The organism is Longimicrobium terrae (genome assembly GCF_014202995.1).
Taxonomy (GTDB): Bacteria; Gemmatimonadota; Gemmatimonadetes; order Longimicrobiales; family Longimicrobiaceae; genus Longimicrobium; species Longimicrobium terrae.
The window spans coordinates 1-23,253 of record NZ_JACHIA010000023.1; the positions used below are offsets into that span (position 1 = coordinate 1).

The 23,253-nt window shown below is 69.3% G+C and carries 21 protein-coding genes; 11 read left to right on the plus strand and 10 right to left on the minus strand.

Features of this window, described 5'->3' with window-relative positions:
- Positions 1–494: 494 nt before the first annotated feature.
- The 3 genes from HNQ61_RS24030 to HNQ61_RS24040 all read right to left on the minus strand — a co-directional run bounded on the left by HNQ61_RS24030 (position 495) and on the right by HNQ61_RS24040 (position 1,448).
- Complete coding sequence (locus HNQ61_RS24030) at positions 495–752, minus strand: hypothetical protein (protein ID WP_170032875.1); 258 nt, start codon at positions 750–752, stop codon at positions 495–497.
- 73 nt (positions 753–825) lie between these two features.
- Positions 826–1,092, minus strand: coding sequence for a hypothetical protein (locus HNQ61_RS24035; protein WP_170032877.1), 267 nt, complete (start codon positions 1,090–1,092; stop codon positions 826–828).
- Positions 1,093–1,166: 74 nt separating this feature from the next.
- Positions 1,167–1,448, minus strand: a complete 282-nt coding sequence (locus HNQ61_RS24040) for a hypothetical protein (protein WP_170032879.1) — start codon at positions 1,446–1,448, stop codon at positions 1,167–1,169.
- Between the two features lie 276 nt (positions 1,449–1,724).
- Between HNQ61_RS24040 and HNQ61_RS24045 the strand changes: the two genes are divergently transcribed.
- The 5 genes from HNQ61_RS24045 (at position 1,725) to HNQ61_RS29730 (ending at position 8,110) form a co-directional block, all read left to right on the plus strand.
- Positions 1,725–3,485 (plus strand): sensor histidine kinase, encoded by a 1,761-nt coding sequence (locus HNQ61_RS24045; protein WP_170032881.1) that lies wholly within the window; start codon positions 1,725–1,727, stop codon positions 3,483–3,485.
- A gap of 198 nt (positions 3,486–3,683) precedes the next feature.
- On the plus strand, positions 3,684–5,057 hold the full coding sequence (locus tag HNQ61_RS24050; protein ID WP_170032883.1) for a sigma-54-dependent transcriptional regulator: 1,374 nt from the start codon (positions 3,684–3,686) through the stop codon (positions 5,055–5,057).
- Between the two features lie 135 nt (positions 5,058–5,192).
- Positions 5,193–5,582: a hypothetical protein gene (locus tag HNQ61_RS24055; protein WP_170030546.1), complete on the plus strand. Its 390-nt coding sequence runs from the start codon at positions 5,193–5,195 to the stop codon at positions 5,580–5,582.
- Positions 5,579–6,988 (plus strand): amidase, encoded by a 1,410-nt coding sequence (locus HNQ61_RS24060; RefSeq protein WP_170032885.1) that lies wholly within the window; start codon positions 5,579–5,581, stop codon positions 6,986–6,988. The genes HNQ61_RS24055 and HNQ61_RS24060 overlap by 4 nt, the downstream gene beginning before the upstream one ends.
- 489 nt (positions 6,989–7,477) lie before the next feature.
- Positions 7,478–8,110, plus strand: coding sequence for a nucleotidyltransferase domain-containing protein (locus HNQ61_RS29730; RefSeq protein ID WP_170032887.1), 633 nt, complete (start codon positions 7,478–7,480; stop codon positions 8,108–8,110).
- 436 nt (positions 8,111–8,546) lie between these two features.
- Here HNQ61_RS29730 and HNQ61_RS24070 read toward each other — a convergent pair whose 3' ends face one another.
- Together HNQ61_RS24070 and HNQ61_RS24075 are read right to left on the minus strand one after the other, a co-directional pair.
- A complete protein-coding gene (locus HNQ61_RS24070) occupies positions 8,547–9,413 on the minus strand; it encodes an SDR family NAD(P)-dependent oxidoreductase (protein WP_170032889.1) in 867 nt (288 codons plus the stop codon).
- The gene (locus HNQ61_RS24075) at positions 9,410–10,225 is read right to left on the minus strand and encodes an inositol monophosphatase family protein (protein ID WP_170032891.1); all 816 of its coding nucleotides are present in this window, start codon (positions 10,223–10,225) and stop codon (positions 9,410–9,412) included. The genes HNQ61_RS24070 and HNQ61_RS24075 overlap by 4 nt, the downstream gene beginning before the upstream one ends.
- 199 nt (positions 10,226–10,424) lie before the next feature.
- Between HNQ61_RS24075 and HNQ61_RS24080 the strand changes: the two genes are divergently transcribed.
- The gene (locus HNQ61_RS24080; RefSeq protein ID WP_170032893.1) at positions 10,425–12,026 is read left to right on the plus strand and encodes a peptide MFS transporter; all 1,602 of its coding nucleotides are present in this window, start codon (positions 10,425–10,427) and stop codon (positions 12,024–12,026) included.
- A 633-nt stretch (positions 12,027–12,659) separates the two neighbouring features.
- Here HNQ61_RS24080 and HNQ61_RS24085 read toward each other — a convergent pair.
- The 4 genes from HNQ61_RS24085 to HNQ61_RS24100 all read right to left on the minus strand — a co-directional run bounded on the left by HNQ61_RS24085 (position 12,660) and on the right by HNQ61_RS24100 (position 17,338).
- Complete coding sequence (locus HNQ61_RS24085; RefSeq protein ID WP_170032895.1) at positions 12,660–14,363, minus strand: M14 family metallopeptidase; 1,704 nt, start codon at positions 14,361–14,363, stop codon at positions 12,660–12,662.
- 180 nt (positions 14,364–14,543) lie between these two features.
- On the minus strand, positions 14,544–15,782 hold the full coding sequence (locus HNQ61_RS24090; protein ID WP_170032897.1) for a hypothetical protein: 1,239 nt from the start codon (positions 15,780–15,782) through the stop codon (positions 14,544–14,546).
- 6 nt (positions 15,783–15,788) lie between these two features.
- The gene (locus HNQ61_RS24095; RefSeq protein WP_170032899.1) at positions 15,789–16,469 is read right to left on the minus strand and encodes a hypothetical protein; all 681 of its coding nucleotides are present in this window, start codon (positions 16,467–16,469) and stop codon (positions 15,789–15,791) included.
- Positions 16,469–17,338, minus strand: coding sequence for a serine hydrolase (locus HNQ61_RS24100; RefSeq protein ID WP_170032901.1), 870 nt, complete (start codon positions 17,336–17,338; stop codon positions 16,469–16,471). Before HNQ61_RS24100 ends, HNQ61_RS24095 begins: the two co-directional genes overlap by 1 nt.
- A gap of 481 nt (positions 17,339–17,819) precedes the next feature.
- On the opposite strand from HNQ61_RS24100, the gene HNQ61_RS24105 reads away from it, so the two are divergent.
- The 3 genes from HNQ61_RS24105 (at position 17,820) to HNQ61_RS24115 (ending at position 19,543) form a co-directional block, all read left to right on the plus strand.
- Positions 17,820–18,188 (plus strand): hypothetical protein, encoded by a 369-nt coding sequence (locus HNQ61_RS24105; protein WP_170032903.1) that lies wholly within the window; start codon positions 17,820–17,822, stop codon positions 18,186–18,188.
- Entirely contained in the window at positions 18,185–18,688 is a 504-nt protein-coding gene (locus HNQ61_RS24110) for a hypothetical protein (RefSeq protein WP_170032906.1), read from the plus strand. Before HNQ61_RS24105 ends, HNQ61_RS24110 begins: the two co-directional genes overlap by 4 nt.
- Positions 18,689–18,844: 156 nt before the next feature.
- Positions 18,845–19,543, plus strand: coding sequence for a TetR/AcrR family transcriptional regulator (locus HNQ61_RS24115; RefSeq protein ID WP_170032908.1), 699 nt, complete (start codon positions 18,845–18,847; stop codon positions 19,541–19,543).
- Positions 19,544–19,760: 217 nt separating this feature from the next.
- On the opposite strand, the gene HNQ61_RS24120 is transcribed toward HNQ61_RS24115, so the two are convergent.
- A complete protein-coding gene (locus tag HNQ61_RS24120; RefSeq protein WP_170032910.1) occupies positions 19,761–20,426 on the minus strand; it encodes a hypothetical protein in 666 nt (221 codons plus the stop codon).
- 309 nt (positions 20,427–20,735) lie between these two features.
- Between HNQ61_RS24120 and HNQ61_RS24125 the strand changes: the two genes are divergently transcribed.
- Entirely contained in the window at positions 20,736–21,392 is a 657-nt protein-coding gene (locus tag HNQ61_RS24125; protein ID WP_170032912.1) for a hypothetical protein, read from the plus strand.
- A gap of 178 nt (positions 21,393–21,570) precedes the next feature.
- Complete coding sequence (locus HNQ61_RS24130) at positions 21,571–23,202, plus strand: ATP-dependent DNA ligase (RefSeq protein WP_170032914.1); 1,632 nt, start codon at positions 21,571–21,573, stop codon at positions 23,200–23,202.
- Positions 23,203–23,253: the final 51 nt, after the last annotated feature.

A 23,253-nucleotide genomic window follows, 5' to 3' on the forward strand; every position in this document is an offset into this window, starting at 1 on the left:
GGAACCGCGTGGTGAGCACGCCGATATTCATCAGGTCAGCCAGCCGGTTCTCTTCCTGCCGAAGCTGCTTCGTACGCGCCATTCCGCTCTCCCGGACTGAGATCTGTATCTCACGATAACATTCCGGGAGCTCAAAGTGAATGGTATTACGCCTGCGCGGACTGCGGCTCCAGATTTGTCCCGCATCCCCGAATGCAGTTGAAGCCTCGAACGGCGCCTGTGGGCGACGTGTCGGGGCTTTCCGCTGTTGGAGCGGCGGATTCATTCGCTCAACCGACTCCGCGCACGCCCCACATTCCGCTTCCCGCACCCAACCCTCCGCCCGCCAACAACCCTCCCCCAGTCTTTTTTGGGGGAGGGTGGGCCGGTGGTGCCGGCCCGGGTGGGGGCCGCCGTGGACTCCGCCCCCGATGACGTGTTGTGGGATAAACGAAAGCGGGTCCGGACCGCTGTGCGGTCCGGACCCGTCGTGCAACCAAGGCGCGAGGCCTGGATTACATCTTGGCGGCGGTGTCACCCTTCATGGTGTCGCCAGCCATCGGAGCGGTCGTCGCGCCGGCGGCCATCGAGTCGCCCGTCATCGGGGCGGTCGTGGCGGGGGCCATCGTGGTGTCCGACGGCATCGGGGTCACCGGGGCCGGCTCGGCGGCCGGAACGACGGTGGTGGTATCCTCGGTGGTGGCGCCCTCTTCGGCGTCGCCGCCGCAGGCGGCAAGGGCCATCAGGCCGAAAATCGCGATCAGCTTCTTCATGTCCGTATCTCCAGAAAAAAGGAAAGGTCCAGCTTCCGGGTGCCGCGCCGGAGCGCGGCACCCGAAAACGGAATTACATCTTGGCGGCCGTGTCGGTCGTCGTGGTGGCCGGAACGGCCGCGCCCGCGGGAGCCTGGCCCGCGACGGTGTCAACCTGCGTGGTGGTGGTCTGCACGACGGTGTCCTGCGTCGGCACGACCATCGGGGCGCTCACCGTGTCGGTGCCCGGCACGGTCGAAACCGTGCTGTCCACCGTCGCGCCTTCACCACCTTCAGCGGCGTCGCCACCGCCGCAGGCGGCCAGGGCGGCAAGACCGAAAACCGCGATCAGCTTCTTCATGAGAGTGCTCCTTGAGTGGTTGTGTTCATCGAACCCATCCGGGTTCGCGGTACTGCCCGTCTTGCTGCTCGTGCTCAGTGCCCGGCGGCGGCGCTGTCCGTTCCCATCGCGGGAGCGGTCATCGTGCCGGCGGCCGCGCTGTCCATGGCGGCCGGAGCCGTCGTGGCCGGCATGTCGGCCCCGCCCATGACGGCGGCGCTGTCCGTGCTCATCGGCGCGGTGGCCGGAGCGCTCGTGCCTTCGATGGTGGCGCCGGCCGGAACGCTGTCCTGCGCCGCGCCGCCCTCTTCGGCGTTTCCGCCTCCGCAGGCGGCCAGCAGGGTGGCCAGGGCCACCGTAAGAATGCGCTTGTCCATGGTGCCGCCTCCTTCATGAGTGCCGGCGTGAACCGGCCCGTCCGTCTCCACACGAACCTCGTGTGGTCGGCATCCCAATTGGCAACGGGTATGCCGAACGGGGCCGCGCGTGCCATGGTGGCGAAAAACCGCGCCACTGCTTAGGTTTATCCCGTCAGGCACCCGTGCGCAGCACTGTTCGCGGCACGTGCGGAACACCCGCCGGGTGTTCAGTGAACAGTGCGCCCGCGTTCAGTGAACAGCGGACCGCGCCCCCGAACCGCAGAAGCACGCCGCATGAGGCTGCCCCTTCGCGCCAAGGTCTTTCTGCTCTTTGCCGTCACCGCGCTGCTGATCGTGGTGCCGGCGCTGCTGCTGATTGCCCGGGCGGTGGAGCGCGGCGTGTACGAGCGGGCGCGCGACGAGCTGGACCTTGCCGCCGCCTCCGTTCAGAGCCAGTGGGACGACCGCGACCTCCTGCTGTCGGTGGCGGCGCGCGGCAACGCCAACGACAACCGCATCGTGGAGGCGTGGCTGGCGGGCAACCTGAGGGGGGTGCAGCGCATCCTGCGGCAGGGGCTGGAAAAGGACATCCCCTTCGTCATCGACAGCACCGGAAAGTTCATCTCCGGACCGCACCTTCCCGCGCAGGCCATGGAGGCGGGCACCAACGGGGGCAGTTCCATCGCCCTCCCCGCCGACAGCGCCGCCGAGCCCATCCAGTTCGCCCTGGCCGACGTGTGGGCGGACACGGTGCGGCTGGGACGCGTGGGCGTGGGGCGGCGGGTGAGCGCCAAGGGGATCGCCAAGGACGTCAAGCGCGTCAACACGCTGGTAGTGCTGATGGTGGGCGATTCGGTCATCGGCACCACCCTTTCCGACACCGCCCGCGCGCAGCTGAGCCGCGCCGACCTGCGCGTGCTGCGCAACGCGCCCAACGCCGGCGCGCGGCAGGTGACGGCGGGCGAGCGCTACTACATGGCGGTGCCGGTGAACGTGGCGGCGCGCGGTCTTCCGGCCACCGTCATCCTCATGCGGCCGATCGCGGACGAGCTGCAGGTGGCCAACGCCATCAAGACGTCGTTGTGGGGCATCGGCGTGGCGGCACTCATCCTGGCGCTCGTCCTTGCCGCCGTGGTGGCGCGCATCGTCGCCCGTCCCACGCAGGCGCTGGCGGAGGCATCCGTGCGCATGGCGCGGGGCGACTTCTCCGCCCCGCTCCCGCGCATCGGCCCGGACGAAATCGGCCAGCTGGCGCGCGCGTTCGGCGAGATGCGGCGGGCCATCGCCGACCGCGAGGGGCGGCTTCGGTCCGCGCAGGCGGAGATGATCCATCGTGAAAAGCTGGCGGCCATGGGGCGGCTGGTCGCGCAGCTTTCGCACGAGATCAACAATCCCATCTACAACATCCAGAACTGCCTGGAGGCGCTGGAGCGGCGCGGCGATCCCAACGATCCCAACCGCGAGTTCCTCGTTCTGGCGCAGGAGGAGCTGGCGCGGATGGCGAGCCTGACGCGGCGGCTTCTGGACCAGAGCCGCCCGCAGTCCGACGCGGCCGCGCTGCTGGACCTGAACGCGCTCGTGCACCGCGTGCTCACGCTGGCGGGAACGGAACTGCGCACGCGGGGGATCGAGATCGCCGCGGAGCTGGGGCCGGACGTTCCCTCCGTCGTGGCGCACCCGGAGGCCATCCAGCAGGTGCTGGCCAACCTCGTCGCCAACGCCGGCGACGCCATGCCGGACGGCGGGCGCCTGCGTGTGGCGACCCGTTCGGTTGACGACACGGTGGAGGTGGTGGTGGAAGACACCGGCGCGGGGATCAGCGAGCGCGATCTGCCGCACATCTTCGAGGCGTTCTACACGACCAAGCCGGGCGTGACGGGAACCGGGCTGGGCCTGTTCGTCTCCGAGGGCATCATTCGCGGCCACCGTGGGCGCATCGACGTGGAAAGCTCACCCGGCAACGGGAGCCGCTTCACCATCCGCCTGCCGCGCGAAACGCTGGACGAAACGCTCGCGGAGGCTTCGGATGCGCGAGAGCTTCTGGCGGCGGATTAGGATAGGAAAAGAAGTGCCCAGTGCTCAGTGCCAAGTGCCCAACGGCTTCCGCCCCGCCCGCGGTTCCGGAACATTGCACCTGGGCATTGTACTCTGGGCACTGAGCACGTCGAACCTGGGCACTTGGTCCCGGGCACTGGGCACTTCCGTTCTTCGCACTTTCGTACTCTCGTACTTCGCACTTTCGCACTCGCATAGATGCCCGACACTCCGCGCATCCTGATCATCGACGACGACCGCGCCTTCCGCGTGGGGACGGGCGCCCTGCTGGCGGACGAGGGCTACCAGGTGGAAGCCGCGCCCAGCGGCGACGCCGGACTGGACCGCCTGCGCACCGAAGACTTCGACATGGTGCTGCTGGACCTGCGGATGGAAGGGCGCACCGGCCTGTCCGTTCTGGAGGAACTGCGCGGCTCCGGCAACGACGTCCCCGTCGTGATGCTCACCGGCTTCGCCACGGTGGATTCCGCGGTCGCCGCGCTCAAGCTGGGCGCGGACGACTATCTCACCAAGCCGTGCGACAACTCGCTGCTGCGCTCCAAGATCAAGGCGATCCTGGCCCGGCGCGAACCCGTGCTGGGCGCGGGCGCGGCGCGCATCGTGGGCGCCGGCACGCGGATGAAGGAGGTGCTGCGCGCCATTTCCCGCGTGGCGCCGACGGAATCCACCGTGCTGCTGCGCGGCGCGACGGGGACGGGAAAGGAACTCATCGCCCGCGCCATCCACGAAGAAAGCCCGCGCCGCAGCCGCCCCTACCTGACGGTCAACTGCTCGGCGCTGGCGGAAGGGCTGCTGGAGTCGGAGCTGTTCGGCCACGCGCGCGGGGCGTTCACCGGCGCCGTGAACGAGCGCAAGGGGATGTTCGAGGAGGCCAACGGCGGCACCATCTTCCTCGATGAAATCGGCGACGTCTCTCCGGGGATGCAGGCCAAGCTGCTGCGCGTGCTGCAGGAGCGCGAGGTCGTTCGCGTGGGCACGTCGCGCACGCTGCAGGTGGACGTGCGCGTCGTGGCCGCCACGCACCGCGACCTGGAGTCGATGGTAGAGGAAGGCGCGTTCCGGAAGGACCTGTACTTTCGCCTCAAGGTCTTTCAGATCCGCGTCCCCGAACTGCGCGACCGTCCGGAGGACATTCCCTCGCTCGTGGGCGCGGCGCTGGCGCGGTGGAACGAGCGGGTGGAGCCCACGCGCCGCGTGCAGGGCGTATCGGAAGACGCCATGGAACTGCTGAGCGCGTACGACTGGCCCGGCAACGTGCGCGAGCTGATGGCGTCGCTGGAGTACGCCTGCATCGTCAGCGAGGGCGGGCGCATCATGGCGCATCACCTTCCGGAAGAGGTGCGCGACGGGGCGTCCTCCATCTCGTCCGGCAATGGAAGCGGCGAGGCGCGCCGGGCCGAGGCACGCGCGCCGGAAGCCGTGCGCCGCTACGTGGCGCCGGACGCGGAATCGGAACGCGAAAAGATCGTCAAGGCGCTGGAGGATGCGGACGGCAACCGCACCCGCGCCGCCGCCGCGCTGGGGATGGGACGCACGACGCTGTGGCAGAAACTCAAGGAATACGGTCTCTGACACGTCTGTTCCGATGGATGGGCGGCCCCCGTCGTCGCCCCGGCGGGGGCCGTTCCGTATACTGTAGATCCGCTCCGCCGCACGGACGCCCCGATCCGCGCCGGCCCCGTCGTCCCGAACCTGACGCAGCATCCGATGGAGCAACCCAAGGACCTGTCCCGGCGCGACTTCGCCCGGGTGGCGGTGGCCGCGGCCATCGTTCCCGTGCTGGCGCCGCTGGCCTCGTGCGCCCCCTCCGGCCCGGCCGAGGCGCCGGCACCGGTCGCGTCCGCCCCCGCACCGCAGGCCGCCGCCACCGCCGCCCCGCCCGCCCCGGCGGAGAACGAGCCCACGCCGCTGGCCCGCGCGCTGGCGGATGCCGTGCGCGCCCAGTACGGCGACCGCATGACGGACGAGCAGATGGCCAAGGTGCAGCGCGCCATCAGCGGCAACCTGCAGACGGCGGAACGGCTGCGCGCCTTTCCGCTCCCCATCGCCACCGAGCCGGCGTTCGTGTTCCGCGTGGCGGGAGGGGTGCCGCGATGATCCCGGACGGAACGCTGTATCTGCCGCTGGCGGAGATCGCGGCGGGAATCCGCGCGCGGCGGCTGGACCCCGTGGAGTTGGCGGAGGCGTACATGGAGCGGCTGGAGCGCCACGGTCCCGGCCTGGGCGCTCTGGTGACGCTCACCCGCGAGCGCGCGATCCGCGAGGCCACCCGCGCGCGCGACGAGATCCGCGCCGGGCGCTACCGCGGGCCGCTGCACGGCATGCCGTACGGCGCCAAGGACCTGCTGGGCGCGGAAGGCTATCCCACGACGTGGGGCGCGCAGCCGTACCGCGAGCAGCGCCTTCCGGATGCCGCCGTCATCGAGCGGCTGACGGCGGCGGGCGCGGTGCTGGTGGCCAAGCTGTCCAGCGTGGAACTGGCCGGCGGCTTCGGCTACGAGCAGGCCAACGCCTCCATCACCGGGCCGGGGCGCACCCCGTGGAACCGCGACTACTGGAGCGGCGGATCGTCCAGCGGGCCGGGCTCGGCGGTGGGCGCGGCGCTGGTTCCGTTCGCCATCGGCAGCGAGACGTGGGGGTCGATCTTCGCGCCCGCGGCGCTTTCCGGCGTGACGGGACTGCGGCCCACGTACGGGCGCGTCCCACGCCGCGGAGCCATGGCGCTGTCGTGGACGATGGACAAGATCGGGCCGATGTGCCGCACGGCGGAGGACTGCGGGCTGGTACTTGCCGCCATCGCCGGGCTGGATGCGATGGACGACAGCACGCAGGACCGGCCGTACCGCGCGGCGGATGCGCGGCTCCCGGCCCGCCCGCGCATCGGCGTGCTCAAGGGGAACGCGGAGGGCTCGCAGGCGGAGGTGCGGCAGAACTTCGAGGCGTCGCTCGCCGTGCTGGGGCAGTTCGCCGACCTGGTGCGGGATGTGGAACTGCCGGAGTACCCGTACAACGCGGCGGCCTCCATCATCATCGATGCGGAGGCGGCGAGCATCTTCGAGGAACTGGTGTCCAGCGGCCGCGTGCGGGAACTGACCGCGCCGGAAGACCAGATCGGCGGATACCCGGGGCAGGTGGTGCTGGCCAAGGACTACCTGCGAGCCATGCGTGTGCGGCGCCCCGCGGGCGAGGCGGTGGACCGCTTCTTTGTGCAGGGGCGGTTCGACGCGCTCGTGCATCCCACGTGGAACACCGTCTCGTTCCCCGCGACCGGCCCGTTCGACCAAGCGTACAGCGACCTGACGTACGGGGGCGAGCCCATCAGCGGCGCGTCCAACCTGCTGGGGCTGCCGGGAATCGCCATGCCCAACGGCTTCGGGCGGCAGAACCTGCCGACGTCCGTGGCGCTTACCGGCCGCGCGTGGAGCGAGCCGACGCTCGTTGCCATCGGGCGCGAGATGCAGCGCCGGACGGACTGGCACCGCCGCATTCCGCCGGGCTACTGATCGCCCGCACCGCACCACCGATCGTCACGCCTGTGGCGTGGAAGGAGAGCCGTCCCATCCGGGGCGGCTTTCCTGCATTCATGCCGCCGATTTGTGTGCTCATGGACAGCCTTGACGCCGAACGCAGAGGCGATTATCGTCGATCAGAATGGACGGTGTGAACTAGCGCGTCCGGGGAGTTGTGACATCTCAATCTCGCCCAACAAATCTGACGGAGGTTGAGCAAGTGGCGATTCGAACGGGCAGCTGATCGGGCATCCAGCTCACAAGCAGGCGCGGGTAGCGACAGGGGGAGTCGCTACCCGCATTTCTTTCCCTTTACGCCACGTACGGCGGAGAAGCGGCGCGCATGAGTTCAAGGATCCAACAGCTCGCGGAACGCAATCGACAGAATGCCCGAGGCGATGGTGCTTGCGAATGCGCCCATCCGCACCAAATATGGTACGACCGCACCAATTTTGGTGCAGTCGTACCAGAATTGGAGCGGATGTGCTTGGAGCTTCGCTGGATGGAATTCTCGGCACCGCCTCCAAGGTGCAGCTGCTCCGCGCGCTGCTGCCGCTACGCACGCCCGTGACCGGGCGCGAAGTGCAGCGGCTTGCTCACATCCGCTCCACGGCAGGCGTTCGTCAGGCGCTGGACGAACTGACCGCGGCGTGCGTTCTGGTCCGCAGCGGCAGCCCCGCCATCCACCAGTACCACGTCAACCGCGATCACTACCTGATCGCTCCGCTGGATGCATTGTTCCGGGCCGAGGGTGAGCGGATGGGTCGGCTGGCAGAGATCCTGGACCGCGCCCTGGATGGAGCCGGCGTGCGGAGCGCCGTGCGATCGGCTGTCGTTTTCGGCAGCCAGGCCCGTGGGGATGCCCGTCCGGACAGCGATCTGGATCTGCTGCTGCTCACCTCCGGCCGGGACATTATCGGCGGGGTGGAAGCGGCGGTGCTGGGCGTGGCGGATGAACTCGCGATGCAGTTGGGACTCAGGGTTTCTCCGCTGGTGATGACGGCGGAGCGGGCAGCGGAGCGCATGCGCGACGGTGATCCGTTGATGAAGAACATCCTCGATGAAGGCCGCTCCGTGCTGGGCGATCCGTTCGGCGAGGTGGCGGGGGCATGGTGAGCGTCGGGCGGACCAAGGCGGAAGATCCCTCGCGGTTCGTGCGATACGAGGCGATCGGGCGGGCGCTGCTCAAGACCGCGCAGGATTTGTCTGAACTGCAGGATCAGCGGTACGGCAACGGGATCGCCATCGTATCCATTCACGCCGCCATCGCGCTTACCGATGCACTCACGGTCGCGTACCGGCACGTGAAGTCGACCGAAGGCGATCACTCCCGCGCCGCGGACCTGCTGGTGCATGCCCTCGGGCACCGGGCGGACGACACCCAGGTGCGCCGCCTTCGCGCGATTCTGAACGCCAAGAGCACCGCCCCGTACAGCGGAACATTCTACACGGTCGATGACGGAAATCCGTGTGCTCAACGAGACGCGGATCTATGCGGAGTGGGCGGGCGGAGTGCTCCGCGCGAAGCCCTGACGCCGCTCCGCGACACTGGTCAGCCGTGCTTCTCGTTGATCCGCCGCGCGATGCGGGCGGCGAGGCCGAGCGGGAGCAGGCGTCCGAAGACGGCGGCGGCGCGGTTGACGGCACCGGGAACCACGCGCACGTCGCCCGCGTCCAGCGCGTGGAGCGCGGCATCCACCACCTGCTCCGGAAGCAGGTAGCCGGGCTGCCCCTGCTTTACGTTCGTCCCCGCCACTGCCTGGAAGCCGCTCGGCGTGGGGCCGGGGCAGAGGGCCAGGATGCGAACGCCGGACTCGCGGTTCTCCTCCGCCAGCGCCTCCGTCAGCGAAAGGACGAACGCCTTGGTAGCCGCGTATGCCGCCATCAGCGGCACGGGCTGGAACGCGACGATCGAGGCCACGTTGATGACGCCGCCCGTTGCGCGCGGCCGCATCTCGCCGAGAGCCAGGTGCGCCAACTCCAGCACGGCGCCGCAGTTGAGCGCCACCATCTCCAACTGCCGCTCCATGGCGAGTTCGTGAAAGACGCCGCGCAGGCCGAAGCCGGCGTTGTTCACCAGCAGGTGGATGGGGCCGATGGCGGACGCTTCCCGCCACGCGCGCGCGGCCTCGCTCGGACGCGACAGGTCCGCCGCGACGGCGTGCGCACGGACGCCGTGCGCCTCCTCAATCTCCCCGGCCAACAACCGCAGCCGGTCCGCCGAGCGGGCGCATAGGACCACGTTCATGCCGCGCGCCGCCAGCGCCCGCGCGAACGCCTCGCCGATGCCCATGCTGGCGCCGGTGACCAGCGCCCACCGGCCGCGGTAGATAAAGCCGGGCTCCGGGCCAGCGGGCGCGGGACAGGGCCAGGCAGACGACGGCTGTCCCGCGCGCGATCCCGACGCAGGCCCGCTCACAGGCCGCCCACGTGCGCACCCGTCAACTCCGCCAGCCAGTCGTGAATGCGGCCGTTGGTGGCCAGCACGCGGCCGGTGTGCAGCGGCAGCCCCTCGTCGCCGGGCCAGCCGGACACGCGCCCGCCCGCCTCGGTGACCAGAAGCATCCCCGCCGCGCAGTCCCACGGCGCCAGGCCGATCTCGAAGTACCCGTCCACGCGCCCGGACGCGACCATCGCCAGGTCCAGCGCGGCGCTGCCGTCGCGGCGGATGTCGTGCGTGGCGCGGATGGCGTCGGCCACCAGCCGCATGTAGGCGTCCAGGTCGCCCTTGCCCGCCTTGAAGGGAAAGCCGGTCGCCAGCAGCGCGCCGGACGGCGCATCCACGGCGGAAACGCCGATCGGCTCGCCGTTCCGGAACGCGCCGCCGCCGCGCACCGCGTGGTACACCTCGCCCAGCAGCGGCGCGTGGATGACGGCGGCGGCGGGCCCGTCATCATCCCAGAGCGCGATGCTGACGCAGACGAACGGGTGGCCGTGAACGAAGTTGGTGGTGCCATCCACCGGGTCCACGTACCAGCGGCGGCCCGAATGGATCTGCGACGATGAGAATTCCTCGCCCACCACGCGGTCCGCGGGGAACGCGGCCAGAAGGCGCTCCGTGATCAGGCGCTCGGCAGCCTCGTCCACCTCGGTGACGAGGTCGGCGCGGCCCTTGTGGCGCACGTTGGCGGCGCCCCCCCGGGCAAGGATCAGCTCCGCGGCGCCGGCGGCGGCATGGAGCGCCGCCGCGAGCTCCGCGGCGAAAGGGGAGGGCGGATTCGGTGCGGTCACGGTGCGCGGCTCCGGAACATGCGGGCGGGAGAACCGGTATGCACCGGCAGGAAACGGAGGCGCCCGTGGCGCGTCCGTTCGGGATTCTGTACATTGGCACGTTTCCACGCAAGCAGCACCCGCAGTTCCGCGCATCCCGTGCGCGGCGCCATGAGCCCTGACCGGCCCGGTCCGGCCCTTCCCCATCACCAGAATCGGCATGAGCAAGCATCCCTCGGCGCAGTACGCGGGCGGAGGAACCGCCGCCGGCGACCCGCTGCGCGGCCACGCGTCGCAAGACACCCGTTTCTTCGGGCATCCGCTCGGTCTCTCGACGCTGTTCTTTACCGAACTGTGGGAGCGCTTCTCATACTACGGCATCCGGCCGCTGCTGGTGCTGTTCATGACCGCGGCGGTGACCACGGGCGGGTTTGCGCTCCCGCGCGAGCAGGCATCGGCTATCGTGGGCATCTACGCGGCCAGCGTGTACCTGGCGTCGCTCCCCGGCGGATGGGTGGCGGACCGGCTGCTGGGGCTTCGGCGGGCAATCTTCTGGGGCGGCGTGCTGATCGCGCTGGGCCACCTGTCCATCGGCTTTTCGGCGTTTCTGGGCCGGGGCGCCTTCTTCGTGGGGCTGATTCTGATCGTGCTGGGCACCGGGCTGCTCAAGCCGAACATCTCCGCCATCGTGGGCGACCTGTACCCCGAGGGCGGCGCGCGGCGTGACGCGGGCTTCAGCATCTTCTACATGGGCATCAACATCGGCGCGCTGGTGGCGCCGCTCATCACCGGCTTTCTGGGCGAGGACCAGGAGCGCTTCGGCTGGCACTACGGCTTTGGCGCGGCGGGCGTGGGGATGGTCATCGGCCTGATCTACTATTCGCTCACGGCGCAGAAGACGCTGGGCAACATCGGCACCGAGCCCACGCGGCACCCGGATCCCGCCGTGGATGCGCGCCAGCGCCGCAACATGACCATCGGGCTGGGGATCTTTCTGGGCATCCTGGCGCTGGTGGTGGTGATGGGGATGTCGGGGATGCTGAACTTCAACCCCGTGACCGTCGCCGAGAACATGAGCTACGTGATGCTCACGATGGCGGTGGTGTACTTTGCGTACCTGTTCCTGGCGGGCGGGCTTACGCGCGACGAGATGAAGCGGGTGGCGGTGATCATCGTGCTCTTCGTCTTCGCCGTGATCTTCTGGGCGGCGTTCGAGCAGGCGCCCACCTCGCTGACGCTGTTCGCGGCGGACTTCACCGACCGCACCATCGGCGGGTGGGAGATGCCGGTGACGTGGCTGCAGGCCGCCAACTCGTTCTTCGTGATCGCGCTGGCGCCGGTGTTCGCCGCGATCTGGGTGGGGCTGGCGCGGCGCCGCGGCGACCTGAGCAGCCCGGCCAAGTTCACGCTGGGCCTGGTGTTCGCGGCCATGGGCTTCGGCCTGATGATTCTGGCGGCCAACACCGTGCTCGCGGGCGGCCCCGGCACCAAGGTGGCGGTGTGGTGGCTGATCGGCAGCTACTTCCTGCAGACGGTGGGCGAGCTGTGCCTGAGCCCGGTGGGGCTTTCGTCGATGACGAAGCTGGCGCCGCGCAAGTTTTCCGGGCAGATGATGGGCGTGTGGTTCATGGCCGCCGCGCTGGGCAACCTGATCGCGGGGATCGTGGGCGGGCACGTGAACCCCGAGAACCCGCAGGACATGCCGGCGCTGTTCACGCGGACCACGCTTTCGCTGCTGATCGCGGCCGCGGTGCTGGCGGCGCTGATCATCCCCATCCGGCGGATGATGCGCGAGGTTCCGGCGAACGAGACGGTCCGATAAGGCCCGTCACTGGCCGATAGGGAGAGGCGCCGCGTGCAGACTGCACGCGGCGCCTCTTTCGTTTGGCGTCATCGACGGCGCTGGCGTGACGGGCGAGGCCCCGGGCGGCTCCCACCCGGGCTCGTACTACTCGCCCACCCTCCCCCAAAAAAGACTGGGGGAGGGTTGTTGGAGGCGGATGGTTCGGCGCCGGAACCGGAGCGCCGGGCGTGCGCGAAGCCCGTTGAGCGAATGAATCCGCCGCTCAAACAGCGGCAAGCCCCGACACCGGCCGCTGGCGCGTCCGGTTCGGGGCTTCAACTGCTCACGCGTCGCGTGTTGTACCAAACTCTCCGCGGCGCCGAACGGCTCCCCCTCCACCGCTTGCGGGGCGAGGGGGCTGGGGAGAGGGGGGAGCCCGCCGCCGCGCCGAACCATACGCAGCACACGGCACTGGTGTGTGCTCCCTCTCCCACATCCGTTCGTGGGAGAGGGTCGTCGTGCGCAGCACGCGGGGTGAGGGCCCCCCGCGCGGGGGCCGAAGATCATCTCCCAACCTGAGTTCCCCGCCCTCCCTCGCCACACCGAAAATGAGAAACGCGAGCGCACACCAGCGCTCGCGTTTCCGTTTTTCCTCCTCGCGCAGCGCGCGGCCTACTCCGGCGAGCGCGTCCAGGTGCCCGCGACGGCGCAGGTTCCGGCGGGGCAGCGGCGGCCGGCGGTGCGCTCCGGCGCCGGGGTGCGCAGGATGGGGTACGTGCCCGGCGTCCGCTCCAGCGCGGCGTCCAGCAGATTCCAGTTCAGGAAACCGTCGTCCGAGCGCGGCTCCAGCAGCGTAAAGGCAAGCCGCCCCAGCGGCTGGGCGGAAACGACGCGCAGCGTGCCCGCGGGAACCGTCCGCTCCACGGAAACGTAGCGGCCCCACACGCGCCGCTCGCGATGGTTCTGAAACGGCTGCTCCGCCGCGCGGGTGCTGTCGATGCGAAACTCCTCCACCCGCATGCGCATAGGCGCGGCGAGACGCTCGAAGCGGACGCCGTGCGCCGTCAGCCGCTGCACCGCGTCCGTGAGTTCGGCGGGGACGAACCATTCCGTGGGTACGACTTCCGTTTCCGCAGCCTCGAAGGTGGACCAGTCCGCCATGCGCTCCGGGCGCGCCACGTCGCGGCGGCGCATCATGGGCTCGCCGGTGACGGGGTGGCGCAGCGTATCCACCGCGCCCATCAGGATTTCGATGGGCTGCGCGCCCCGGTGCAGGCGTGCGGTGACGGCCAGGCGCTCGCCCGCCAGCGTGCGCGCGTCCGCCGCCTGGGTCGCGCGGCGGATGCGGGTGGCGTTGGCCTGCGCCCAGTTCAGCACCTCATCCACGAACTCGCTCGTGACGGCGATGCGGTCCTGGAACGGGAGGTAGGCGAACGCCTCGCTCAGAATGCCGAAGCGGTTGCGCAGCCCCGCGTAGTTGTTGCTGAAGCGCGGCCGGTGATCGAACGAGTACCACCCGCGCTCCGCGCCCCGCTCGGCCGCCCACGGGCTTTCCGGCGTAGGAACGTTGCCGTAGTCGTGCAGGTTGCGGCCGTGCTTCCGCTTCATCTCCGCGACGACGGTCGGCAGCCACTCCCCATTCAGCGGCCCGGTGACGAGCGCGTCCGTGTTGGGATGGAGCGGCGGCGCGTAGGTCAGATGGTAGGCGTGAAACGTCCCGTTCGTCGTGTGCAGGTCCACCCACACGTGCGGATCGTAGGCGCGGGCCATGTCCATCAGCGCCTGCGCCTCGGGCGAATCCAGCTTGGTGTGGTCGCGGTTCAGATCCAGGTTCTGCGCGTTGGGCCGCTGCCCCTGCCCGCCCACCGGCCCAAGCTGATGCGGCCGCGACGTCAGCGAGATCCGCTCGTTGCCGTCCGCGTTGTAGATGGGGGCGATGAGGAGGACGAGAGAATCCAGCATCCGCGCGTGCTGCCCCTGGGCGAATTCGCGCAGCAGTTCCTGCAGCGATTCCTTGCCCTCCACCTCGCCCGCGTGGATGTTGCCCTGCAGGTAGACGACCGTCTTGCCGCTGGCCCGCACCGCCGCCGCGCTCGCGTCCGCCACCCGGCCCACCACGGCGAGCGGAAGCCGCCGCCCCTCCACCGTCGCGCCGAACGTGGTGAGGTGGATGAGCGGGGAGGCGCGGTCCACCTCGGCCATGAACCGCATGACGTCGTCGTAGCGGCTGGTTTCCGCGTACTGAGACACTTCCGCACGGGTGGCGAGCGTATCCAGCGGGGGAACGACGAGGGCCTGGTTCCCGGGCGACGCCGTTCCGCAGGCGGAGAGCAGCGCCGCGGCAACCGCGGAAAGCGCGAACGTACGAGTCGGCATGGCGAGATCGGTTGAAGGTCCGCCGCAAGCTACATCCGCCACCGCCCACGGCAAGCGGAAGAGTACGAGAGTACGAGAGTACGAAAGTGTGGATACGAAACGGCCCCGTCTTCCACACCGGAAGACGGGGCCGCTTCACATCCACCTATTCCCTATTCCATATTCCCTATTCCCTGCCGTTCACCCGCCCCGCCCCGCCGTCTGCTCCCAGTCCGGCAGATGGCCCAGCAGGTAATCGATGCTGAACACGTGGCGCGATCCGTCGTCCTCCGCGCGAAAGACGACGGCGGACCATCCGCGCATGCCCGTGGGGCGGTAGCGCCGGCCGTGCATCCACAGCTTCTGCCCCGAGATGGCGCGGATGAGCACGCGCTCGTAGCGGCTGCGGCTGAGTTCATCCTCGGGAAACAGATTGTCCCAGGTGCACAGGCGGCCCACGTCGTCGTACTCCGGCGGCCGGTCGTCCAGCTCCAGCAGCGACGGCGCGCGCCCCCGCATCACCGAACCGATCAGGCGAAAGGTCCACGGATCGCTGATGCGGCGGATGGGGTGCCAGAAGTGCTTGGTGAGCAGCCCCGCGATGCTGCGCAGGCTGAGCGTGCGCCCGTCCGTGGTGTCCCAGACGGAATCGTCCACCGGCGTCTGAAAGGGATCGCGCTCGTAGCAGTCGTTGCGCGCCAGCCATCCCTTGCGCGACGTGTGCTTCATGGGCTTGTAGCCGGCGATCACCGGCAGCCCCATGCGGTCCAGCATGTCCAACTCGAACGAGGGCCACGTCATGACCTCGCGCACGATCCCCACGATGAGCGTTCCCGTGGCGATCATCAGCGACGCGCTGGGGGTGAAGTCCACCGTGACCTCGATGCGGTCGCCGCGGGGACGCACGCCCACGCCGGTGCTGCGCGGGTTGGTCGCCAGCAGCATGACGGGCACGGGGAGGATGTAGGACAGCAGCAGCGCCAGCTTCCTGACGGTGCGGCTGCGCCCCTGCTCGTGCTCCGGCAGCTCGAACGAGACGTTGTAGTGCGTGCTGAAGCCGGACAGGCGCACGTGGTGGCCGGTGCGCTGCTCCCAGCCGTCCAGCTCGTCGCGCAGGACGAGGATGCTTTCCCACAGCGAGCGTCCGGCGCGCGCCGCGCATCCCCGGTCGATCTCGATGACGGGGGTGGCGACCTCGATGACCCCGGTGTCGAAGTACACCGCGCCGCCCGTGGGCAGGTGGTAGGACGTGCCCACGCGGTGCATGAGCGCCCCGCGCATGAAGTTGCGCGGGCTGCCGAACACGTCCTCGGGGCGGGCGGGCTGGCCGTCGACTTCCACCTGGAACTCGGCTTCCATGCCCACGGCCGCCAGTTCCAGCCGGCCTTCGGGGCGCGATTCGCCCTTGGCTCCCGAGCGCTTCTTGGTGGTGTCTGACATCAGGCGTTATCGATCGGTTTCAGTCTCGTCCTCATCCGTGCCCCGCAGCGGCTCCGCGACGGGTCCTTCGTCTTCATCCACGCGGATGTCCGCGGAATCCACCTCGCTGCGGGCGCCGTGCGGCACCACCGCCACGTACCCCAGGTCCAGGTGCAGCTGGTCATCCGTTTCCCCCACGCCGTGCCCGTACGGCAGGGCGAAGATGCCGGGCGACAGGCTGCGCGCCATGCGGCTGTACCGGTTGATCGTCTTTTCGTCGTCCAGCCAGTCGTCACCGATGCGGTATAGGTTCACCCCGGTGCCCCACAGGTGCGTGGACGCGTGATGGGTGAGCCGGTGCGCGGGCGACCGGTATCCGCCGTTGGCGGCCACGTGCACGTAGGTGCCCACGTGCGCGCGCAGCATTTCGAGCGCGGCGGCCAGCATGGACACGCCCAGCGGCAGGTAGCGCGGCCAGCGCAGGCGCTGTACCTCGTGCTCGCGCACGTCCACGTTCAGGAACTCCCACACCTTGAAGTGCGGGGCCAGGTCCGTTTCCAGCGCGGCCTCCCACGACGGCACCTCGAAGAACCACCGCGGCAGCCGGCGCGCGCGCCCCTCGCGGTCGTGCATCAGCTCGCCCGGGCGAAGGACATCGCGGTACACCTTGGGCAGACGGGTGGCATCCACCACGCGCAGGTTGGACATCAGGCGCCCCCCTTTCCCGTCAGCCGCTCGTACACCGCGGCGGTGATGCGGGCGATGGTGTCGCTGCGGCCCGAGGTCTTCTGCGCGTCCCATTCCGTCAGCACCACCAGCGCGAACGGCTTGCGCTTGGGCAGGTAGACGATCCCCACGTCGTGGGCCACGGTGCTGATTTCCCCCGTCTTGTGCGCCACGCGGGCGTCGTCCGGCAGCCCGGCGGGAATGCCGCTGCGAAACACCTGCGCGTGCAGAATCTCAAGCATGCGCTCCGACGCCTGCGCGCTGAACGACTTGCGCTCTTCAATGGCGCGCAGCACCCGCAGCATGCCATCCGCCGTGCACCGGTTGCTGATCCCCGCCTCGTACGCCCGCTCGTCCTCCACCCCGCGCCGAAACTCCACGCCGTCGTCCAAGTTCAGATCCTTGAGCGTCTCGCGGATCCGGTCGACGCCCACGATCTCGATGAGCAGGTTGGTCGCCAGGTTGCTGCTGGTGGTAATCATGTGGAAGGCGAGTTCATCCACCTTCATGGTCCTGCCGATGGCCGACTGCACCTCGCTGTTGGCGTCGCGCCCGGCTTGAAGACGAAACGACGAGCCATCCGCCACACTCAGAAAGCGGTTGCGGACGTGCACCCGCGCATTGAGGTTCAGGTCGCCCTGTTGCACGGCGCGAAACACGCCCAGCAGCACGGGAACCTTGATGGTGCTGGCCGCGTGGAACCACTCGTCGCCGCGGAAGCTCCAGGCGGTGCGCGTTTCGTAGTCGTGGTACGCCACGGCGACGGAGCGCGCGCCCGCCTCGTCGGCGATCCTGCTTACGGTGGTCCGCAACGGGTCGTCGTCTTCCTTCCGCTCTTTCCTGGATGCCATGGGGGCAGGGTGGCGGGCCGGCTGAAATGAGTGCGTTCGCGAATTGGCGCCCGGAGGCGAAAGGCGGGGCGAATGCACGATGCACGCCACCCTCGTTCCAGCATGGAATCGCCGCCGCCGCGCGCACTCCGCCCCAGCCGCGCGTTTCTCCGGCCCGGATCATCGCCACCGCGTTCGTCAGATCCGCAATCGTGCCGGCACCATCCCGTCACGATCGCGGCGCCGCGGCGGGTGTGTGGCCGGACCTCGCCGCAGCCGTGTGACAGACGATCCGCATCCACGAACCCGAGAGCCGCCCGCACAGGAACCGTGCGGGCGGCTCTTCGTTGTTGAGGACCTCGCCTGGAAAATCGAGAGAAGAATCCTGCATTTTCTGCGGATGTTGAACGCGTTCAATAAAACTCTTGACTCTGGATCGTCCGGCGCATATCCTTGTCTCACGGAAGTTGAACGCGTTCAAATCAGCAAAGAGGAGGGACGGATGAATACGATCGTCATCGCGTACGCCGTGTACCTGGCCGTCAGCATCGCGCTCACCATGTGGGTGGCCCGCACGCTGTTTCAGAACGGGCAGCGCTTTCTGGTGGACGTGTTTCACGGCGACACGGAGCTGGCCATGTCGGTGAATCACCTGCTGGTCGTCGGCTTCTACCTGGTCAACTTCTCGTTCGTGTGCATGGCGCTGCGGCAGAAGGGCGAGGTGATCGGGGCGCAGGGCGCCATCGAGATGCTGGCGGGCAAGATCGGCGTGGTGCTGTTCGTCTTGGGCGGAATGCACTTCTTCAACCTGTACGTGTTCAGCCGCCTGCGCCGGGCGCACAGGACCGCCCCCGCCGAGCGCTACGCATGAGCACGCAGGCGCACCCCCGTCCGCGCCGCGCGGCCGGGGGGATGGGGCGGTTCGGGTACAACGTGGCCCTGCTGGTGGGGTGCGTGCTGCCGGTGAGCGGCGCCGCCATGCTGGGCGTGCTGTGGATGCAGGATAAGGTGCCGGATCTGCACGACGGGCTGTGGGGACTGGGACTCACGTACCTGCTGTGGATCATCCCCTTCGCGCTGTTCGGGGCGATGTTCCTCGCGGTCGTAACGCCGCTGGCGGCCCTCCATCCGGAGTGGAAGCGTGAGATCGCCCTCTGTGGAGCGGGATTGTGCGCAGCCGTGCCGCTCTCCTTCGCGGGTCCGCTGACGCGCGACTCCCTGCCGGGATGGATCGTGCTTGGCGCCGCCTTGGGCGGCTGGGCGGCCGCGGTTCACCTGGTCGAGCACGCGCGTCCGACGGAAACGGAGTGGATCGTTGCCGCCGCGCCCGGCGTGCTGCTGGCCGTCACGACGGCGATGTACGCGCGGTGAGATGATGAGCGCCTTCCTCGTCGATGCGGCGGCGGATACCGGCCCCGTCCGCTGCGGGTTCGCGGCCGCCGGCTTCCGGGAGCAGAGAGGGTGATGGGGATTGCGCACCGTTCCGCCGGGACCGCAGCTTGGGCGCACACCAGCGCGGGAGCGGAGATGGCGGAGCCGGCGGGAAAGACGGCCAAGGGCGAGCAGACGCGGGCGCTGATCCTGGAGACGGCGCTGCAGCTGTTCCGCGAGCGGGGGTACGAGGACACCACCATGCGCGCCATCGCCGAGCAGGCGGGGATGTCGCTGGGGAGCACGTACTACTATTTCCGCAGCAAGGAACAGCTCGTTCAGGCGTTCTACCATCGAACGCACGTAGAGCACCTGGCGGTGACGGAAGAGGTGCTGCGGACGGAAACCACGCTGCGCGAGCGGCTGCGCGGGGTAATGCGCACCAAGCTGCAGACCATTGAGCCGTACCACCGCTTCGCCGGCGTCCTTTTCCGGACGGCGGCGGACCCGGAAAGTCCGCTCAACCCGTTCAGCGAGGAGTCGGGGCCGACGCGGGAGGAGGCCACCTGCCTCTTCGCCGAGGTGCTGCGCGGCGCGGAAGACCGCAAGATGCCCAAGGACCTGGAGGCGGAGCTGCCGGAGCTGCTCTGGCTGTACCACATGGGGATCGTGCTCTTCTGGATCCACGACCGCTCGCCGGGCCGCGTGCGCACGTGGCGGCTGATGGAGCGCACGGTGGACCTGATCGCCCGCGTGATCTCGCTGAGCACGCTGCCGCTGATGGGGCCGATCCGGAAGGCGGTGCTGCGGCTGGTGGCGGAGCTGCGGGAGCCGGTGGAGAACGGAAGTGCGTGAGTGCTGGGTGCGTTAGTGCGTTAGTGCGGAAGTACGAGAGTACGAGAGTGCGACGGGGACTTCCCTCTGCGCTGCAATGGGACGCGGCTTGGGGCTGAGGTCCCGGTACGCCCGGGCGACCTGCCTCGCTTGTTCCATGCTTTCGAAAGAGCGCCCGCCTCTCCGAGGAAAGACGGGCGCAGACGCTGGCCAGAACGATGACCCGCCCGCTCGTTGATCAGTCGTTCTGGCTGGGCGTCATCTGCACGGTCGCGGAGTCGATGGCCTTGTGTACCGCCCGGTACAGTTCCGACTGCGTCTGCTCCGCCCGCGCCGCGCGCTGAATGATCGGCTCCACGGGCTCGCGCGCAGCGAGGTCGCGCGTGCCGGCGGGAAGGGAGTAGCCCACGGAGGAGAACACCATCAGCACCTTCTTCTGCTCCACGTCCAGCAGGTTGCGCTCGCCCATTCCCGCCTTGATGATCCCCAGCACGCGCCCGGGCACATCCGTGGTCTCCGCGCCGATGTAGGCGGCCAGCGCGGCATCCAGCTCCGGCTCCGTCCCGGCCTGCTCCGCCAGGAACGACTCCAGCGTCCGTGGCGGGAACGGGTTGCCGCCCGCGCCCCGCACCAGGTGCGTCTTTTCCGTCTTGATCAGCCCGAAGAGCGCTTTTCCCTTTCGCGTCTCCAGCCGCACGGTGCCCGCCTCCACCAGCGCCCACACCGCCGCGTGCACGGCGGCATCCATCAGCTTTTCCGAGTGTACCTTGGCGCCGGTGGTGAGCAGTTCTTCCTTTCCCGTCAGCATGCCGGCTTCGGGAGCAAAGCGCTCTCCGTTCAGCAGAACGAGCTCGCTGGGTGCAAAGGTGAGGGCGGTGGCGGTTGCGGTGCTGGCGTGGGACACGGCGGTCGTCTCCGGACAGGGAGTGGATCACGGATGAACGGCGGCGGTCGCGCCGCGTTCGATGGAGCGGGAGTACGGACGGGCGTAGCAGAGAGTAGCAGATACTCACCGTCACGATATGAATCGCGACGCGGAGGCACAAGTCCGCCCGCTGCAACCTTTCTGTCCGCAGCGGCGTAGGGTGGCCGGCCACCGGCGGGAGCACGATTCCCGCCGCATGGGGGCGGCGCGCTGCACGGAAGCTCTTTGATCCGTTATGTTTCGCTGTCGTCCGGGAACTCTGGCTCACGCCGCAAACGGAAACGTCCGATGAACGATACCACCACCCGCACGCGCCCCACCTCCATCCAGGACCAGCTGCACACCGCGCCGCGGAGCGCGGTGGCGGCGCAGGTGCACGGGTCGCCCATGCTGCGCGTAGTGCGGTCGATGGACCGGCGCGGGTGGATGGCGCTGGGCGTGATTGTGGCGGCGGGAACCGTGACGGGCGGCGTGCTGGGCAGCGGGTGGAGCCCGGGATTCGGCTTTCGCGCGGGGCTGATGGGGATCGCGGCCGCGTGGACGGTGCGCGCGGCGTGGCAGTGGATGCGCACGCCCGGCCGCCGCGCCCGCGCCGGTGACAGCCTGCGCGCCCGCGCGGCCTCGTTCGGCAAGGGCGCGTACGGCATCGTGGGGCTGGGCTTCTGGCTGACGTTCGAGGCGAAGTCGCTGATGGACAGCGTGCAGAAGGCCGCCGGCGTAGAGGACCTGGTGCGCGACAGCTTTCTGCAGTGGGTATGGGGCTTCAGCGCCGATTCCATCCTGAACGCCGTGTGGGCATCCATCTGGCCGGTGTACGTGCTGAGCAAGTACGGCCTGGTCGCCGCCGCGGTGGCGTACGTCACGGTCAACATGATGGAGCGCGTGCGCGAGCGGATCTGGGCGGATGAAGCGCCACCGGCGGAGCCGGTGATCGCGGGACAGTAGCTGGAGCGGCGGGTGCGGAAACGCACCCGCCGTTTTGCATCCCCGATCGAGCTCTCCCCGATCTTCCTCGTATCTACCGGCCTCATCCGCCGCGCCCCCGACGGCGCGGCACGCAACTTACCTCCACGCACGGCAGGCGGATTCGTCCGCAATCCCGTTCCCGCCATCCACCGGACCCGTGAAGGCATTCGCCGCGCTGTACGCCGAACTGGATGAGACCACCAAGACGGGCGAAAAGGTGGATGCGCTCGCCCGGTACTTTGCCGCCGCTGATCCCGCGGACGCGGCGTGGGCCGTCCATTTCCTGAGCGGCCGCCGGCCCAAGCGGCTGATCGGCGCGCGCAAGCTGGCGGCGTGGGCCATGGAGGCGGCGGACGTGCCGGAGTGGCTGTTCGCGGAATGCTACGAGTCCGTGGGCGACTTGGCGGAAACCATCAGCCTGCTGCTTCCCGCCAGCGGCGCGTCAAGCGATCTGCCGCTGCGCCACTGGGTGGAAGAGCGCCTGCTGCCCCTGCGCGGCGAGGATGAGGAGTCGCAGCGGCGCGTGGTGGAGCGCGCGTGGGCGGAGATGGACGGCGCGCAGGCGTACGTGTGGAACAAGCTGATCACCGGCAGCTTTCGCGTCGGCGTGTCGCAGAGCCTGGTGGTACGGTCCCTTTCCCGCCTGGGCGGAGTGGAGGAAGCCGCCGTCGCGCACCGGATGATGGGCGCGTGGGATCCCACGCCGGAGTTCTACCTGCGCCTGCTTCATGCGGATACGCGGGACGCGGACCTCAGCCGCCCGTACCCGTTCTTTCTGGCGTACGCGCTGGAGGCGGAGCCGGAAACGCTGGGCGAGGCGGCGGAGTGGCAGGCGGAGTGGAAGTGGGACGGCATCCGCGCGCAGGTCATCCGCCGCGCGGGCGCCACGTTCATCTGGTCGCGCGGCGAGGAGCTGATTACGGAGCGCTTTCCCGAACTGGCGCAGGCCGCCGCGCTGCTGCCGGACGGCACCGTGCTGGACGGCGAGATCATGCCGTGGCGCGACGGACCGCTTCCGTTCGCGCAACTGCAGCGGCGCATCGGGCGCAAGGTGCTGGGCGCCAAGATCCTGGCCGAAGTCCCCGTCGTCCTCCTCACCTACGATCTGCTGGAGGATGGGGGGATCGACATCCGCGAACGCCCGTTGTCCGAGCGGCGCGCGCGGCTGGAGGAGATGATTCGGAACACGCCATCCGCCGGACGCTTTCTCCTCTCTCCCATTGCCGCGGCGGAGTCGTGGGACGACGTGATGCGCGCCTATGCGGACGCGCGCGGCCGGGCGGCGGAGGGGCTGATGCTCAAGAAGCTGGACGCGCCGTACGGGGTGGGCCGGCGCAAGGGCGGATGGTGGAAGTGGAAGGTGGAGCCGTTTACGCTGGACGCCGTGCTGATCTACGCGCAGCGCGGCCACGGACGGCGCGCGTCGCTGTATTCCGACTACACGTTCGGCGTGTGGAAGGAGGGCGAACTGGTCCCCTTCGCCAAGGCGTACTCCGGGCTGACGGACGAGGAAATCCGCAAAGTCGACAGCTTCGTACGCCGCAACACCACGCAGCGCTTCGGCCCGGTGCGGACGGTAAAGCCGGAGTTGGTCTTCGAGCTGGCGTTCGAGGGGATCCAGCGCTCGCCGCGTCACAAGAGCGGCGTGGCCGTCCGCTTTCCGCGCATGCTGCGCTGGCGCACGGACAAGCGCCCCGAAGACGCGGATTCGCTGGAGACGATCTGGGGGTTGATCGAGGGGCGGGAGGCGGAGCAGCGGGAACAGCAGGGAATAGGGAATGGGGAATAGGGAATAGGAAAAGACAGGGGATGACGAGCTTCGATCACCGAATCCCCTGCC